The sequence below is a fragment of the Streptomyces sp. NPDC059649 genome (genome assembly GCF_042734445.1).
Classification (GTDB): domain Bacteria; phylum Actinomycetota; class Actinomycetes; order Streptomycetales; family Streptomycetaceae; genus Streptomyces.
The window spans coordinates 18,524-33,701 of the sequence record NZ_JBHWDV010000010.1 but is presented as its reverse complement, the minus strand read 5'-3'; the positions used below and the strand labels follow the sequence as shown (position 1 = coordinate 33,701).

At 71.4% G+C, this 15,178-nt stretch carries 14 protein-coding genes and 1 tRNA gene; 8 read left to right on the top strand and 7 right to left on the bottom strand.

Features of this window, described 5'->3' with window-relative positions:
- Window positions 1–29: 29 nt before the first annotated feature.
- A complete protein-coding gene (nth, locus tag ACFV1J_RS14310) occupies window positions 30–1,094 on the bottom strand; it encodes an endonuclease III (protein ID WP_385857649.1) in 1,065 nt (354 codons plus the stop codon).
- 434 nt (window positions 1,095–1,528) lie between these two features.
- On the opposite strand from nth, the gene ACFV1J_RS14305 reads away from it, so the two are divergent.
- Window positions 1,529–2,203 carry a Crp/Fnr family transcriptional regulator gene (locus tag ACFV1J_RS14305; protein ID WP_006604164.1) on the top strand — a complete coding sequence of 225 codons (675 nt, stop codon included), beginning with the start codon at window positions 1,529–1,531 and terminating at the stop codon, window positions 2,201–2,203.
- Between the two features lie 119 nt (window positions 2,204–2,322).
- Window positions 2,323–3,258: a nucleotidyltransferase gene (locus ACFV1J_RS14300; RefSeq protein ID WP_385857646.1), complete on the top strand. Its 936-nt coding sequence runs from the start codon at window positions 2,323–2,325 to the stop codon at window positions 3,256–3,258.
- A gap of 63 nt (window positions 3,259–3,321) precedes the next feature.
- On the opposite strand, the gene ACFV1J_RS14295 is transcribed toward ACFV1J_RS14300, so the two are convergent.
- The 4 genes from ACFV1J_RS14295 to ACFV1J_RS14280 all read right to left on the bottom strand — a co-directional run bounded on the left by ACFV1J_RS14295 (window position 3,322) and on the right by ACFV1J_RS14280 (window position 6,053).
- Window positions 3,322–4,158: an MBL fold metallo-hydrolase gene (locus tag ACFV1J_RS14295; RefSeq protein ID WP_385857645.1), complete on the bottom strand. Its 837-nt coding sequence runs from the start codon at window positions 4,156–4,158 to the stop codon at window positions 3,322–3,324.
- Window positions 4,155–5,234, bottom strand: a complete 1,080-nt coding sequence (locus ACFV1J_RS14290) for an NUDIX hydrolase (RefSeq protein ID WP_385857644.1) — start codon at window positions 5,232–5,234, stop codon at window positions 4,155–4,157. The genes ACFV1J_RS14295 and ACFV1J_RS14290 overlap by 4 nt, the downstream gene beginning before the upstream one ends.
- 181 nt (window positions 5,235–5,415) lie before the next feature.
- Complete coding sequence (locus tag ACFV1J_RS14285) at window positions 5,416–5,886, bottom strand: RidA family protein (protein WP_385857643.1); 471 nt, start codon at window positions 5,884–5,886, stop codon at window positions 5,416–5,418.
- A complete protein-coding gene (locus ACFV1J_RS14280) occupies window positions 5,883–6,053 on the bottom strand; it encodes a DUF4177 domain-containing protein (RefSeq protein WP_261956499.1) in 171 nt (56 codons plus the stop codon). The genes ACFV1J_RS14285 and ACFV1J_RS14280 overlap by 4 nt, the downstream gene beginning before the upstream one ends.
- Before the next feature lie 187 nt (window positions 6,054–6,240).
- Between ACFV1J_RS14280 and ACFV1J_RS14275 the strand changes: the two genes are divergently transcribed.
- Both ACFV1J_RS14275 and ACFV1J_RS14270 read left to right on the top strand, forming a co-directional pair.
- Complete coding sequence (locus tag ACFV1J_RS14275) at window positions 6,241–7,221, top strand: ArsA family ATPase (protein ID WP_385857642.1); 981 nt, start codon at window positions 6,241–6,243, stop codon at window positions 7,219–7,221.
- Window positions 7,218–8,570, top strand: coding sequence for an ArsA family ATPase (locus ACFV1J_RS14270; protein WP_385857641.1), 1,353 nt, complete (start codon window positions 7,218–7,220; stop codon window positions 8,568–8,570). The genes ACFV1J_RS14275 and ACFV1J_RS14270 overlap by 4 nt, the downstream gene beginning before the upstream one ends.
- A gap of 182 nt (window positions 8,571–8,752) precedes the next feature.
- Here the strand turns inward: ACFV1J_RS14270 and ACFV1J_RS14265 are convergent, their stop codons facing one another.
- Window positions 8,753–9,094: a WhiB family transcriptional regulator gene (locus ACFV1J_RS14265; RefSeq protein ID WP_362699447.1), complete on the bottom strand. Its 342-nt coding sequence runs from the start codon at window positions 9,092–9,094 to the stop codon at window positions 8,753–8,755.
- A 651-nt stretch (window positions 9,095–9,745) separates the two neighbouring features.
- On the opposite strand from ACFV1J_RS14265, the gene ACFV1J_RS14260 reads away from it, so the two are divergent.
- Window positions 9,746–11,950: a transglycosylase domain-containing protein gene (locus tag ACFV1J_RS14260; protein ID WP_385857640.1), complete on the top strand. Its 2,205-nt coding sequence runs from the start codon at window positions 9,746–9,748 to the stop codon at window positions 11,948–11,950.
- A gap of 368 nt (window positions 11,951–12,318) precedes the next feature.
- Here the strand turns inward: ACFV1J_RS14260 and ACFV1J_RS14255 are convergent, their stop codons facing one another.
- Window positions 12,319–12,783, bottom strand: a complete 465-nt coding sequence (locus tag ACFV1J_RS14255) for a GatB/YqeY domain-containing protein (RefSeq protein WP_385857638.1) — start codon at window positions 12,781–12,783, stop codon at window positions 12,319–12,321.
- Window positions 12,784–12,946: 163 nt separating this feature from the next.
- Between ACFV1J_RS14255 and ACFV1J_RS14250 the strand changes: the two genes are divergently transcribed.
- From ACFV1J_RS14250 to ACFV1J_RS14240, 3 genes are all read left to right on the top strand, one after another.
- Window positions 12,947–13,873, top strand: a complete 927-nt coding sequence (locus ACFV1J_RS14250) for a metallophosphoesterase (protein WP_385857637.1) — start codon at window positions 12,947–12,949, stop codon at window positions 13,871–13,873.
- Window positions 13,874–14,220: 347 nt separating this feature from the next.
- Window positions 14,221–14,961, top strand: a complete 741-nt coding sequence (locus ACFV1J_RS14245; protein WP_385857636.1) for an integral membrane regulator — start codon at window positions 14,221–14,223, stop codon at window positions 14,959–14,961.
- A 12-nt stretch (window positions 14,962–14,973) separates the two neighbouring features.
- A tRNA-Pro gene (locus tag ACFV1J_RS14240) sits at window positions 14,974–15,047 on the top strand.
- Window positions 15,048–15,178 lie beyond the last annotated feature (131 nt).

Below are 15,178 nucleotides of genomic sequence, written 5' to 3'. Positions count from 1 at the left end.
GGTCCCCCGAGGGGGTGTCGCGGCTGCCGTCATGAAGCGGCGGCCGGGGGCGCCAGCGGAGGCGCCGGCTGGCCCGGGTAGTCCGGCGGCGGCTTCAGGCGCTGGCCCGGCTGGCCGCCCAGCTCGTACTTCAGCAGCTTCCTGGCCTTCTCCGGGTCCGTCTCGCCCTCACCGTACGACGGACACAGCGGGGCGATGGCGCAGGCCCCGCAGGCGGGCTTGCGGGAGTGGCACACCCGGCGGCCGTGGAAGACGACGCGGTGCGAGAGCATCGTCCACTCGCTCTCGGGGAAGATCGCCGCGACGTCCGCCTCGACCTTCTCCGCGTCCTGTTCGGTGGTCCAGCCGAAGCGGCGGGCCAGCCGGCCGAAGTGGGTGTCGACGGTGATCCCGGGGACGCCGAAGGCATTGCCGAGCACCACATTGGCGGTCTTGCGGCCGACCCCGGGGAGCGTGACCAGATCCTCCAGGCGACCCGGCACCTCGCCGTCGAAGCGGTCGCGCAGCGCGGCGGACAGACCGAGCAGCGCCTTGCTCTTGGCCCGGAAGAAGCCGGTCGGGCGGATCAGCTCCTCCAACTCCTCCGGAGGCATGGCGGCCATGTCCTCGGGCGTCGGGCAGACCGCGAACAGCCGCGGGGTGGTCTGGTTGACCCTCAGATCGGTGGTCTGGGCCGACAGGACCGTGGCGACCAGCAGCTCGAAGGGATTGCTGAAGTCCAGCTCGGGGTGCGCGTACGGATACAGCTCGGCGAGCCCGTCGTTGATCTGATGGGCCCGGCGCACCATGGCCGCGCGCGACTCGGCCTTGCGCGCGGGGGCCTTCTTGGCGGGGGCGGTCTTCTTCGCGGTGGTCTTCTTCGCCGCGGTCTTCTTGGCGACGGTCTTTTTCGCGGTGGTCTTCTTGGCGGGCGCAGTCTTGTTGGCGGCCGTCTTCTTCGCGGCTGTCTTCTTCGCGGTGGTGGTCTTGGCCGCGGTGGCCTTCTTGGTGGTGGCCTTCGTCGCCGCCGCCTTCTTGGTGGCGGCCTTCTTGGCCGTGGCCTTCTTCGCGACGGCCTTCTTCGCGGCCGCCGGCTTCTCGGGGGTTTCGTTCACGGCGGCCTTCTTCCCTGCCGAGGTGGTACGTACCGAGGCCGGGCCCGCCTCGTTCGTGTCCTGCGCCGCGGACCGCGACGCGCCGGATTTCCGGACGGTCGGCTTCCGGGTCGAGCTCACCCCGGAGGGCGATTTGTTACTTTTATCCGGTTCGAAAGCTTCGCCGGACGCCTGTTCGCCCACAGCGGAATCATGTCCCGCGCTCACTCGTCCGGCCCCCCAGTCCTCTGCTCTCACCGGCGTATTGGACACTCGGCCAGAGTAAGGCCAGCCACTGACATCCGGCTCGATCACCGTGATCCCTGACTCCAATCGGCCCCCTGCCTTATGGCGCGGGCCACCGGTCCGGCAAACTTGTGATTGATCGCACTGTTTTGCATTCCGGCATGATGGGGACCACAGTCCCCCGGAGCATGTCGACAAGGAGAGATCTCGTGGACGACGTTCTGCGGCGCGCACCGCTCTTCGCGGCGCTCGATGACGAGCAGGCGGCCGAGCTGCGCGCCTCGATGGGAGAGGTCACGCTCGCCCGCGGCGACGCCCTGTTCCACGAAGGGGACCCCGGCGACCGCCTGTACGTGGTCACCGAGGGCAAGGTGAAGCTGCACCGCACCTCCCCCGACGGGCGGGAGAACATGCTCGCCGTCCTCGGCCCCGGGGAGCTGATCGGTGAACTCTCGCTGTTCGACCCGGGCCCGCGCACGGCCACCGCATCCGCCCTCACCGAGGTCAAGCTCCTCGGCCTGGGTCACGGCGACCTCCAGCCCTGGCTGAATGCCCGCCCCGAGGTGGCCACGGCCCTGCTGCGTGCGGTCGCCCGCCGACTGCGCAAGACCAACGACCAGATGTCCGACCTGGTCTTCTCGGACGTGCCGGGCCGCGTGGCGCGCGCCCTGCTCGACCTGTCGCGCCGTTTCGGCGTGCAGTCCGAGGAAGGCATCCATGTCGTGCACGACCTGACCCAGGAGGAGCTGGCCCAGCTGGTGGGCGCCTCCCGTGAGACGGTCAACAAGGCCCTGGCGGACTTCGCGGGCCGCGGCTGGCTGCGCCTGGAGGCGCGCGCCGTGATCCTGCTGGACGTCGAGCGGCTGGCCAAGCGCTCGCGCTGACACACCTGCCACTACGGCGAAGGGCCCCGCTCCGGCGGGGCCCTTCGCCGTGGTGGACGGCCCCGCGTCCCGGTGAAATACGGTCGCCCCCGGCCGTACCCCCTCGCCATAGTCACGCCATGACGCACGACGGGACGCCCTACGGGACGCACGGCAAGACGCCCTACGGAACGGAGACCGGGACCGGGACCGGGACCGGCACCGGCCCCCGTACCGGCACCGGCCCCCGTACCGGCACCGGCACCGGCACTGGCACCGGCAGAGGTTTGGACCACGACGGCTGCTTCGTCCGGGAGGGCTGTCTGGAGCGGGTGCCTCCGGAGTTCGCTCCCGTGGTGGCGGGCCTGCGCTCCCGTATTGCGGAGCAGTTCGGCGACCGCCTGCACAGCAGCTACCTCTTCGGCAGCATCCCCCGCGGCACCGCCGTCCCCGGCGTCTCCGATCTGGACGCCCTGCTCGCCCTACGGGACGAACCGACCGGCGCCGACCGTGCCGCCGCCCGGGCCGTCGAGGAGGCGCTGGACACCGCGTTCCCGGAGATCGACGGCGCGGGGCTGCTGCTGTACGGCGCCGACGGGCTGCTGAGCGACCTGGAGCGGCACGACCTGGGCTGGTTCGTGGCCTGTCTGTGCACCCCGCTCGACGGTCCGGACCTCGCCGCCCGGCTGCCTCGTTACCGCCCCACCTCGCTCCTCGCCCGTGAGACCAACGGGGATCTCTTCCGCGACCTCCCCGGTCTGCGTACGAAGGCCGCGGCGGCCACTACGGGGGCCGCACGCAGCCGGCTCACCCGGAGCGTGACACGGCGGCTGGTACGCACCGGATTCACGCTGGTCATGCCCCGCTGGGGCGGCTGGACCAGCGACCTGGCCGAGTCCGCGGAGGCCTTCGGCCGCTACTACCCGGCGCACGCCGACCAGATGCGCGCCGCGGCCCGCGCCGCGCGCTCCCCAGCCGCGTATCCCCGCCTGCTGGACGAGCTGTTGTCCGGCCTGGCCCCCTGGCTGGCGGACGAATACCTCGCCGTCCACGGGGCGAAGGCTCCCCGCCCGTAGGTGCCGCTCCCCGATGCTCCCCGATGCCCCCGATACTCCTCGATCAGCCCTCGATCCCCCCGGTCACTCCTCGATCAGCCCGTGCTCCCCCAGGTACTCCAGCTGCGCCCGCACGGACAGTTCGGCCGCCGGCCACAGGGAGCGGTCGACATCGGCGTACACACTGGCGACGACCTCGGCCGGGGTCCGGTGGCCGGCCTCGACCGCGGTCTCCACCTGGGCGAGCCGGTGGGCACGGTGCGCCAGATAGAACTCCACCACCCCCTGGGCATCGTTCAGCACCGGCCCGTGGCCCGGCAGGACCGTGGCCACCCCGTCGTCCACCGTGAGGGAGCGCAGCCGGCGCAGGGAGTCGAGATAGTCGCCCAGCCGCCCGTCGGGGTGCGCCACCACGGTGGTGCCGCGGCCCAGGATCGTGTCACCGGTCAGGACGGCGCGGTCGGCCGGGAGATGGAAGGACAGCGAATCAGCGGTGTGCCCCGGGGTGGGCACCACCCGGAGTTCGAGGCCGCCCGTGGTGATGACGTCCCCCGCGGCGAGCCCTTCGCCTCCGAGGCGCAGCCCCGGGTCCAGCGCTCTGACCGGCGACCGCGTCAGCTCGGCGAACCGGGCGGCGCCGTCGGCGTGATCCGGATGACCGTGGGTCAGCAGGGTCATGGCGATGCGCCTGCCGGCCCGTTCGGCGGTGCCGACGACCGTCCGGAGGTGGTCCTCGTCGAGCGGCCCGGGATCGATGACGACGGCGAGATCGGAGTCCGGCTCGGCGACGATCCAGGTATTGGTGCCGTCCAGGGTCATCGCCGACGGGTTGGGGGCCAGCACGCAGTGCGCCCGTGCAGTGGCGGGCCCGGAGATCACTCCGCCCCTGGGCTGGCCCGGGAGAGCGGCGGCGTCGGTCATGTGGGGGTCCCTCCCGAGGTACCGGTGGCTCCAGGTGCCCCGGTGGTTCCGGGGACGCCGGTGGCCCCGCGGGCCCCTGAGGGGGCGTCGGGATCGCCGCCCGCCTCCGTGGCCCCGTGCGTGACGGCACCGTCCCCGGTGGAACCGCCTTCGGCGGCTCCCTCCCCGGTGCCGTCCGCCGGCTCGATGTGCTTGGTGAACTCGTCGTGCCCCGGCCAGCTCAGCACGATCTCGCCGCCCACCAGGCGCGCCCGCGCCAATACGGGCGTCAGGTCCTGCGCCTCCGCGGCGGTCAGCGCGTCCGCGACGGTGGCGTACGGCTCCAGCGAGCGCAGCGTGGCGATCGTCGGCGGCATCATCAGCAGCTCGCCGCGGTCGTACCCGGCGGCCGCATCCCCCGGCCGGATCCACAACGCGAGGTCCGCCTCACCGGCGGCGACGGCGTCCGCCCCGGGGCTGACCGGCTGTCCCTGGGGAAGCGTGCGCTGGCCCTCGGGCAATGCGGCGACGAAGAACCACGTGTCGTAGCGCCGGGGCTCGAACTCCGGGGTGATCCAGCGCGCCCAGGCGGCCAGCAGGTCGGAGCGCAGGACCAGGCCACGGCGGCCCAGGAACTCGGCGAAGGACAGCTCGTGGGCCACCAGGGCGGCCCGGTCGGCCTCCCAGTCCTCGCCCGTGGTGTCCGCGACGACCGTGTCCGCCGAGTCCCCGGCGAGCAGCACGCCCGCCTCCTCGAACGTCTCCCGTACCGCCGCGCACACGATGGCCTGGGCGGTGGCCGGATCGACGCCCATACGGACCGCCCACTGGGCGCGCGACGGACCGGCCCAGGCCACCGGGCGTTCGTCGCGGGGATCGACCGCACCACCCGGATAGGCGTACGCCCCGCCGGCGAAGGCCATGGAGGTGCGTCTGCGCAGCATGTGGACGGCGGGGCCGTCGGTTCCGGTGTCGCGCAGCAGCAGGACGGTCGCGGCCCGGCGGGGCTCGGCAGGGGTGAGCTCGCCGTTCGCGAGCGCCCGGATGCGGCCCGGCCACTCCGGTGGGTACCACTGGCCATTCGTCGTGGACGACATGGCCGGATGCTATGCGCTCACGCGCGGATGTTCGAGGGGTCCTTTTCCGCCGGGCCGCAGCCGGCGACGGCTCCGGCCGGCCAGGACCCGCCAGCACCGACAAGGACGCCCACGGACGCCACTCACGTGGCCCCGTGGGCGCCGTCCGGCCCCTGGCGCCTGCCGGCGCTCGTCGGGACGCCTACGCCTGGTCGGCGACCTCGACCTGGATCTCGACCTCGACGGGCGCGTCGAGCGGCAGCACCGCCACACCGACCGCGGAGCGGGCGTGCACGCCCTTGTCGCCGAGGATCTCGCCGAGCAGCTCGCTGGCGCCGTTGAGGACGCCCGGCTGGCCGGTGAAGTCCGGCGCGGAGGCCACGAAGCCGACCACCTTCACCACGCGCCGGATCTTGTCCAGGTCACCGATGACGGACTTCACGGCGGCCAGCGCGTTGAGCGCACAGGTCGCGGCGAGCTCCTTGGCCTGCTCCGGGCCGACCTCGGCGCCCACCTTGCCGGTCACCGGCAGCGCGCCGCCCACCATGGGCAGCTGGCCGGAGCTGAAGACGTACGAGCCGGAGCGCACCGCGGGCTGGTAGACGGCCAGCGGCGGCACGACGTCCGGCAGTTTCAGGCCGAGCTCCGCGATCTTGTCCTCCGCCGCGCTCACGCCTTGTACTCCTGCTTCTCCCGCTTCATGTAGGCCACCAACTGTTCGGGGTTGTTCGGGCCCGGCACGACCTGGACCAGTTCCCAGCCGTCCTCGCCCCAGGTGTCCAGAATCTGCTTCGTCGCGTGTACCAGCAGCGGCACGGTCGAGTATTCCCACTTGGTCATGGGCCGAGCGTAATGCCTGTCCAGTGCGGCGGCGGACGCCGTCCACCGCCGGCCGCCCGGGCCTGGGCCGGACCGTCCCCTAAGGGACATCCCTGAGCCGCCTCCGGGCCCGGGCCGGGCGGATCTCCGGGTCTTCCCAGGCGTATCCCGTGCGTAGCCGCGACGCGGACTGGTTAGGCTCCTTTGCGTGAGCAGGCTCCATGTCGTCAGCGGCAAGGGCGGCACCGGCAAGACCACGGTCGCCGCTGCCCTCGCCCTCGCCCTGGCCACCGAGGGGCGCCGTACCCTCCTGGTCGAGGTCGAGGGCCGGCAGGGCATTGCCCAGCTGTTCGAGACCGAGGCGCTTCCCTACGAGGAACGCAAGATCGCGGTGGGACCCGGTGGCGGCGAGGTCCACGCCCTGGCCATCGATGCCGAACGCGCCCTTCTGGACTACCTCCAGATGTTCTACAAGCTCGGCAGCGCGGGCCGGGCCCTGAAGAAGCTCGGCGCGATCGACTTCGCCACGACCATCGCCCCGGGCCTGCGGGACGTCCTGCTGACCGGCAAGGCGTGCGAGGCGGTCCGCCGCAAGGACAAGCAGGGCAGGTTCGTCTACGACGCGGTGGTGATGGACGCCCCGCCGACCGGCCGCATCACCCGCTTCCTGAACGTCAACGACGAGGTGGCCGGTCTCGCGAAGATCGGCCCGATCCACAATCAGGCGCAGGCCGTGATGCGGGTCCTGAAGTCACCGGAGACCGCGGTCCATCTGGTCACGCTCCTGGAGGAGATGCCCGTCCAGGAGACCGCGGACGGCGTCGCCGAACTACGCGCCGCCGGCCTCCCCGTAGGCGGCATCGTGATCAACATGACCCGTCCCGCGCTGCTGGACAACGGCGATCTCGATCTCCTCACGGCCCGTGGGGCGCGGGCCGGCGTCGCCAAGGCGCTCTCGCAGGCCGGGCTGGGCGGGGCCCGCCGCGGCGGGCTCGCCGACCGGTTGATCGACCCCCTGCTGGAGCAGGCCCGCGAGCACGCCGAGCGGGTCGAGCTGGAGCGCGCCGAGTACGCCGAACTGACCGCGATCGGCCTGCCCACCTACGAGTTGGCGCTGCTCCCCGAGGGCGTGGACCTCGCCGGGCTGTACCAACTGGCCAGAGACCTGCGGAAACAGGGGCCCATATGACCTCGGACGACACGACGCTGGACGCCTCGGCCCCGCGGCTGGAGGTCGACACACTCCTCGACGACCCGCGCACCCGCATCGTCGTGTGCTGCGGCTCCGGCGGCGTCGGCAAGACCACCACCGCCGCCGCACTCGGCGTGCGGGCCGCCGAGCGCGGCCGCAAGGTCGTGGTGCTGACCATCGACCCGGCCCGGCGGCTGGCGCAGTCGATGGGCATCTCCGAGCTCGACAACGTCCCCCGCCGGGTCAAGGGCGTGGACGAGGCCGCGGGCGGCGAACTGCACGCGATGATGCTGGACATGAAGCGCACCTTCGACGAGATCGTCGAGGGCCATGCGGACGCCGACCGGGCCCGCGCGATCCTGGAGAACCCCTTCTATCAATCCCTGTCGGCCGGTTTCGCCGGTACGCAGGAGTACATGGCCATGGAGAAGCTGGGCCAGCTCCGGGCGAACGACGAGTGGGACCTGATCGTCGTCGACACGCCCCCGAGCCGCTCCGCGCTGGACTTCCTGGACGCGCCCAAACGCCTCGGCTCCTTCCTGGACGGCAAGTTCATCCGGGTCCTGATGGCGCCCGCGAAGGTCGGCGGCCGGGCCGGCATGAAGTTCCTGAATGTCGGCATGTCGATGATGACCGGCACACTCAGCAAGCTCATGGGCGGTCAACTCCTGCGCGACGTCCAGACGTTCGTGGCCGCCATGGACACCATGTTCGGCGGCTTCCGTACCCGCGCCGACGCCACCTACCGCCTGCTGCAGGCCCCCGGCACGGCGTTCCTCGTGGTCGCCGCGCCGGAGCGGGACGCGCTGCGCGAGGCGGCGTACTTCGTCGAGCGGCTGGCCGCCGAGCAGATGCCGCTGGCCGGCCTGGTCCTCAACCGGGTGCACGGCAGCGGCGCCGCCCAACTCAGCGCCGAGCGGGCCCTGGCCGCCGCGGAGACCCTGGGCGAGGGCCTCCCGGAGGACGACGGCACCGACGACGTCGCCACCGGCGTCCACACCGAAAATAATCTTGAACCAACCGGCATTGTGGATCTAGACGCCGGGAAGGATGCAGTCGGTACCGTCGGCGGCCTCTCCCCCGCTGCCGCGGCGGACCCGGCAGCACCCACCTCTGCCTCGGCGGCTCAACTGGCCGCCGGGCTGCTTCGCTTGCACGCGGAACGTATGCAGGTCCTCGCGCGCGAACGGCGCACCCGGGACCGCTTCACCGCGCTCCATCCCGAGGTCCCGGTGACGGAGGTCGCCGCGCTGCCCGGCGACGTCCACGACCTCGCGGGCCTGCGCGCCATCGGCGACCGCCTGGCGCTGGACGACACCACGACGGACCGCGACACCGACGACTGAACCCGCCGACCGAACCGACGGCTGAAACCACCGGCCGAACCACCCACGACGGACACACCGCATACACCGGACATCGCATACGCCGGACATCGTCCGCCGGGTCTCGTCGAACGTGCCGGGCACGCCCGGTACGGCGCCCCACCAGCCCTGTTCCGTCGGCCGGTTGCCTCCCGGCCGTCCGGCTACCCGACCGCGGCGTACTCGTCGAACGTCTCGTCCTCACAGTCCACCGGCAGAATGCCGGTGCTGCGCTCGTATTCCGTGCGCGCCGTCTCCAAGAGACGACGCCATGACGTCACGGTCGGGCGGCGACGCAGCAGCGCCCTCCGCTCCCGCTCGGTCATTCCGCCCCACACGCCGAATTCCACCCGGTTGTCCAGGGCGTCGGCCAGACATTCCGTACGCACCGGACATCCGGTGCACACCGCCTTGGCGCGATTCTGCGCCGCACCCTGAACGAACAGTTCGTCCGGATCGGTAGTGCGGCAGGCTGCCTGTGCACTCCAGTCGGTTACCCAGCTCATGCTGGCGCCGTCCTCTCCCGAATCGAGGCTCCCCCACGGCGGCAAACGGCATATTCACCGTTGCCAGTTGAGGACGTTACGGAAGGCGGACAGGGCGCAACACCCCCTTCGGGCCCAATCTTGAATGGCCCGAACGGACTATGCGTACGCGGCAGATCACCCAACGGAGTGACCGTGCGGCATACCTCACATTGCGCGCAAGGCGGGACAGGTCACCGCGCTGACACGGGGTTTTGGTCGTCAGGCACGGACACGTGGGGGCGCGGTCCGCGAGAGGTAGGGGTTGACGAACCGAGGCGTAACCATTCGGCTGTGGCAGCTGAGTACAGGCTAAGCGAACAGGTGCACCCCTGTCCGGCGAATGAGAACCTCGGCACCTCACGGGCGACGCGACCGCGCCGGTACGGCCGTCGACCAACCGTAGACCGGCCACCGACGGACTGGATCCGGCCGAGCACCAAGATCACATCCGGCCGGATACGGAGATCGTCTCGCGCCTGCCCCGGAGAGCACGCCCGTACGGGCACAGACGTCACCGGGATCACAGAGGTCACGGCCGGACCGCCGCCGAGGTCACAACCCGGTGTGCGAACGACCCCGGGCCACCCCGCTCCGTCCGTACGTATGTGGCAACGGATTAGGCTGCCCCCCATGGCAAAGAAGCGCGATGGCGGAGGCCTGTCCACGACGCAGCGGACCGCCAGGTTCCTCGGTGTCAGCGTCCTGGCCGGGGCGGTGCTCGCCGGTCTCGCGCTGCCGGCGGCCGGGGCGCTGGGCCTCGCCGCCAAAGGTTCGGTCGAGGGCTTCGACGAGATCCCGGCGAACCTCACCACGCCACCGCTCAGCCAGCGGACCAGGATCCTGGACTCGGACGGCGACGAGATCGCCAAGGTCTACTCCCGTGACCGCACGGTCGTGAGCCTCAAGAAGATGTCGCCGTACATCCAGCAGGCGATCGTCGCCATCGAGGACGCGCGGTTCTACCAGCACGGCGCCATCGACGTGAAGGGCATCCTGCGGGCGCTCAACAAGAACGCCCAGTCCGGCGGCGTCTCCCAGGGCGCGTCGACGCTGACCCAGCAGTACGTGAAGAACGTCTTCGTCGAGGAGGCCGGCGACGACCCGGACAAGGTCGCGCAGGCCACCCAGCAGACGATCGGCCGCAAGGTCAAGGAGCTCAAGTACGCGATCCAGGTCGAGAAGGAACTCGGCAAGCGCAAGATCCTGCAGAACTACCTGAACATCACCTTCTTCGGTGAGCAGGCGTACGGCATCGAGGCGGCCGCCCAGCGGTACTTCAGCAAGCACGCCAAGGACCTCAACCTGGAGGAATCGGCGCTGCTGGCCGGCATCGTCCAGTCGCCGAGCCGCTACGACCCGGTCAACAACCCGCAGGAGTCCACCCGGCGGCGCAACACCGTGCTGCAGCGGATGGCCGACCTGAAGGACATCACCCAGGAGCAGGCCGACGCGGCCGCCAAGAAGCCGATCAAGCTGGCGATCAGCCGGCCCAAGAACGGCTGCATCACCGCCACCGACGGCGCCGGCTTCTTTTGCGACTACATCCGCAAGGTCTTTCTCAGCGACAGAACTTTCGGCAAGACCCGCAAGGCCCGTCTGAAGCGCTGGGACCAGGGCGGCCTGACCATCCGCACCACCCTCGACCGGCAGACCCAGAAGTCGATCCAGGCCTCCATCGCCAAGCACGTCTACGAGGACGACCAGGTCGCCACCGCCGCGACCATCGTGGAGCCGGGCACCGGCAAGATCCTCGGCATGGGCCAGTCCCGGCCGTACGGCTTCCGCGGGAACCAGACCATGCTCAACCTCTCGGTCGACCACCACATGGGCGGCGGCGCCGGCTACCAGCCCGGATCGACGTTCAAGCCGGTGATCGCGGCGGCCGCCCTGGAGCAGGGCACCAGCCCCGAGCAGGAATACCCCTCGCCGTACCGGATGCCGTACCCGAGCCCGGTGCAGACCTGTGGCGGCGAGTGGCACGGCACCTCCTCCGACGTGACGCAGAACGAGAACCGCAAGGAGGTCGGCCCGTACGCCATGAAGGAGGCGACCGCGAAGTCGGTCAACACCTACTTCGTGCAGCTGATCAGCGACATCGGCATCTGCCCCGCGGTCAAGATGGCGCAGAAGATGGGCATCGAGCGGGCCGACGGCAAGCCCTTGCAGCAAGTTCCGTCGATGACGCTCGGCGTGCAGGAGATGTCTCCGCTGACCATGGCAGCCGGTTACGCCACCTTCGCCAACGGCGGTGAGTACTGCTCGCCGGTCGCCATCGAGTCGATCACCGACGCCCGCGGCCGGGCCCTGAAGGTCCCGCGGACCAGCTGCCGTACGGCGATGTCCAAGAAGACCGCGGACACGATCAACACCCTCCTCAAGGGCGTCGTCGAGGACGGCACCGGCAAGGAGGCCGGCCTCAAGGGCCGCGACAGCGCGGGCAAGACCGGCACCACCGACAGCCGCTACGCCGCCTGGTTCGTCGGCTACACCCCGAACGCGGCCGGCGCCGTCTGGGTGGGTGACCCCCGGCACCAGCGCAAGATGTACAACATCACCATCGGCGGCGTGCCCCACGACAAGGTCTACGGCGCCGACACCCCCGGCCCCATCTGGCGCGACGCGATGACCGGCGCCCTGGCCGGCCGCCCCGCGCCCGCCCTGCCCACCGTCCCGATCGCCGACCCCGCCAAGGACAAGGACAAGGAACCGGGCGACGACAAGGGCCCCGGCAAGCCGAAGCCCGGCCGCGGCCACGGCGGCGACAACAAGCCCGGCGGCGGCTGGCACCTCCCCGGCTGGCCCGACATCCTGGGCGGCGGCAACGGCGGGTGGTAGCGGCCCGGTTGGCGCCCGCCTCCTGAGTCCCGGGTCCCGCCTCCCGAGTCCTGAGTCCTGAGTCCCGAGTCCGGGTGACATGCGAGGGGCCGCCCCAGCACCAGCTGGGGCGGCCCCTCGTCTGTCACCCGCAGGTGCCCAGGACTTCCGTATCCCCAGGCGGAGGAACAGGCCGGCCGGGACTTCCGTATCGCCGAGCGGAGGAACAGGCCGTCCAGGGACTTCCGTCTCGGCGGACGCTCAGCCGGCCAGGAGTTCCGTATCCGCGCCGACGCCCAGCCGGCCAGGAGGATTCCGTTTCGCGGACGCCCAGCCGGCGGGGCTTCCTTCGGAGACGCTCAGCCGGCCGGGCTACCGTCCGGGAACGCTCAACCGGCCAGCAGCTTCTTCACCATCGCGGCCACCCGGCCGCCCTCGGCGCGCCCGGCCACCTTCGGGTTGACGATCTTCATGACCGCGCCCATCGCCCTCGGCCCCTCGGCGCCGCTGCCCTTGGCCTCCGCCACCGCCTCCGCGACCAGCGACTCCAGCTCCTCGTCGGTCAGCTGCTTGGGGAGGTAGTCGGCGAGCAGCTCGCCCTCGGCGCGCTCCCGCGCGGCCGACTCGCTCCGGCCGCCCTGCTCGAACGCCTCCGCGGCCTCCCGGCGCTTCTTCGCCTCCCGCGCGATGATCTTTTCGACCTCGCCGTCGGACAGCTGGCGCGCCTCCGTGCCCGCGACCTCCTCCTTCTGGATCGCGGTCAGCGTGAGACGAAGGGTGGAGGAACGCAGCTCATCGCGCGCCTTGATCGCTTCGGTGAGGTCGTCCTGCAGCTTGGACTTGAGCGTGGTCATGCCGTCGAGTATGCCCTCACCCACCGACAACCGCCGCGCCTTTTCCCCGCGCCCACCACGAGCCCGCGGCCGACCGGGTCCGACCCGTACGCGCCGGGGCCGTCGGCGCCCGCCGCGCCCCTCCGGTGTACCGACCCCTCGGCACTCTGCAACGATGGGAGCCATGCGCGCGCGATACGGAGTACCCCTGACCCTGACCGCAGTCGGCGCGGCCGGCCTCGCCTACGCCGCCGGCTACGAAGTCCGCTCCTTCCGCCTGAGGCGGGTCACCGTCCCCGTACTGCCGCGCGGAATGCGCCCGTTGCGCGTCCTACAGGTGTCGGACATCCACATGGTCAGCGGGCAGCGCAAGAAGCAGCGCTGGCTGCAGTCGCTGGCCGGGCTGCGCCCCGACTTCGTCATCAACACGGGTGACAACCTCTCGGACCCCGAGGGCGTCCCGGAGACCCTGGACGCGCTCGGCCCGCTGATGGAGTTCCCCGGCGCCTACGTCTTCGGCTCGAACGACTACTACGGCCCCAGGCTCCGCAACCCGGCCCGCTACCTGCTCGAGCGGGTCCAGGGACGCCACGGCCTCAACGGCAACGCCCCCGTCGTGGGCGCCGTCCACAACCCGTGGGAAGAACTGCGCGACGCCTTCGACGCGGCCGGCTGGGTGGGCCTGTCCAACACCCGCGGCCGCCTCAAGCTGGAGGGCGTCGAGATCGCCCTGACCGGTCTGGACGACCCGCACATCAAGCGCGACCGGTACGCGGAGGTGGCCGGCGGCCCCGAATCGGGTGCCGATCTCTCCCTCGCCGTGGTCCACGCCCCGTACCTGCGCTCCCTGGACGCCTTCGCCGCCGACGGCTACCCGCTGATCCTGGCCGGCCACACCCATGGCGGCCAGCTCTGCATCCCCTTCTACGGGGCGCTCGTCACCAACTGCGACATCGACACCGACCGCGTGAAGGGCCTCTCCACCCACACCGCCGCCGGCCGCACCTCCTACCTCCACGTCTCCGCCGGCTGCGGCACCAACCGCTACACCCCGGTCCGCTTCGCCTGCCCCCCGGAAGCGACCCTCCTCACCCTCACGGCCCGCGACTGAGACGTAGGGCTGATCTAGGGCCGCTGGTACGGCGGCCCGGGGCGGCAGGTCCCGTGGTCCGGGGCAGCCGGTCCGGATGAACCGGGCGGCCGTAGGTCCACGGGGGACGGCTGAGGGAAGGCGCCCGCCTCCCTCTGAGCGGGGCGAACCGGACCGTCCCGAGGCCTCCGCCAGGTCCCGAGGCCGCCGCCAGGTCCCGAGGCCTCCCCAGATCGCGAGGATCTCCCCCAATCCCAACAGCTTCCCCCAGGTGGGACGAACCGCCGAGAGCCAGCCCTCCCTACGAGTCGGCAACCGCCCGGAGGGCCTCTCTCCTCCCCGCAGTTCCCCTCCCCTAACGTGGAGGAATGTCCGACCCCAACCGGACCTCGCAGTCCACGCGCCACGCCACCGGCCCGGCCGGCGCCGCCGCCCGGACCCCCGCCGCAGCCGTCGCCCCCGCGACCCGCCACCCCCTGGCCGCCGCCTACCGCCTCCTGATCACCGTGGCCGCCCTGACCGGTCTGGTCCTGGAGGCCGTCGCCACCCCCGACGCCGCCCGCCTGCTCGCCTCCTTCACCGTGCAGGCCAACATCGCCGCCGCCCTGGTCTCCGCCGCCTCGGCACACCGCGCCTGGACCGGCCGCCACCCCCTGAGCCCCGGCCTCACCGGCGCCACCCTCTCCTTCCTCACCCTCGCCGCCGTCCTCCACCACGCCCTCCCCGCCACCCCCACAACCGCCTTCGCCCTCCCCCGCCCCACCCCCGGCACGCCCGCCCACTCCCTCGCCCCCCTCCTCCTCGCCACGCTCACCCCGTTCGCCGCCCTCGCCGACTGGCTCCTGCTCACCACTCCCCGCGGCTTCCGCCCTTGCCACGCCTGGCAGTGGCCGGCGTACCCCCTCCTCTACCTCGCCATCGCTCTCGCCTTCCCCACGCCGCCCGGCACCCACCCCGTCAACGTCACCACCACCCTCCCCACGACCCTCACCATCGCCCTGGCGAGCTGCCTGCTCCCCGTGATCACCATCGCGATCGACCAGGTCAGGCCCTCCCCACGGCTCCCCGGGAACCGGATTTCGCCTACGGGGATCGGTCCGCTAAAGTAGAGCTCGTTGCTTCGGGGTGTAGCGCAGCTTGGCAGCGCGCTTCGTTCGGGACGAAGAGGTCGTGGGTTCAAATCCCGCCACCCCGACTGAAGGAACACAGGTCGGACCACATACCAATTTTGGTATGTGGTCCGTCTGCGTTTGTGCGTGACCCACTGCGTAACCAGTGCTCCGGAGATCTCTTGGAGCGGGACACCACTGCCCAACAGCGAACAGC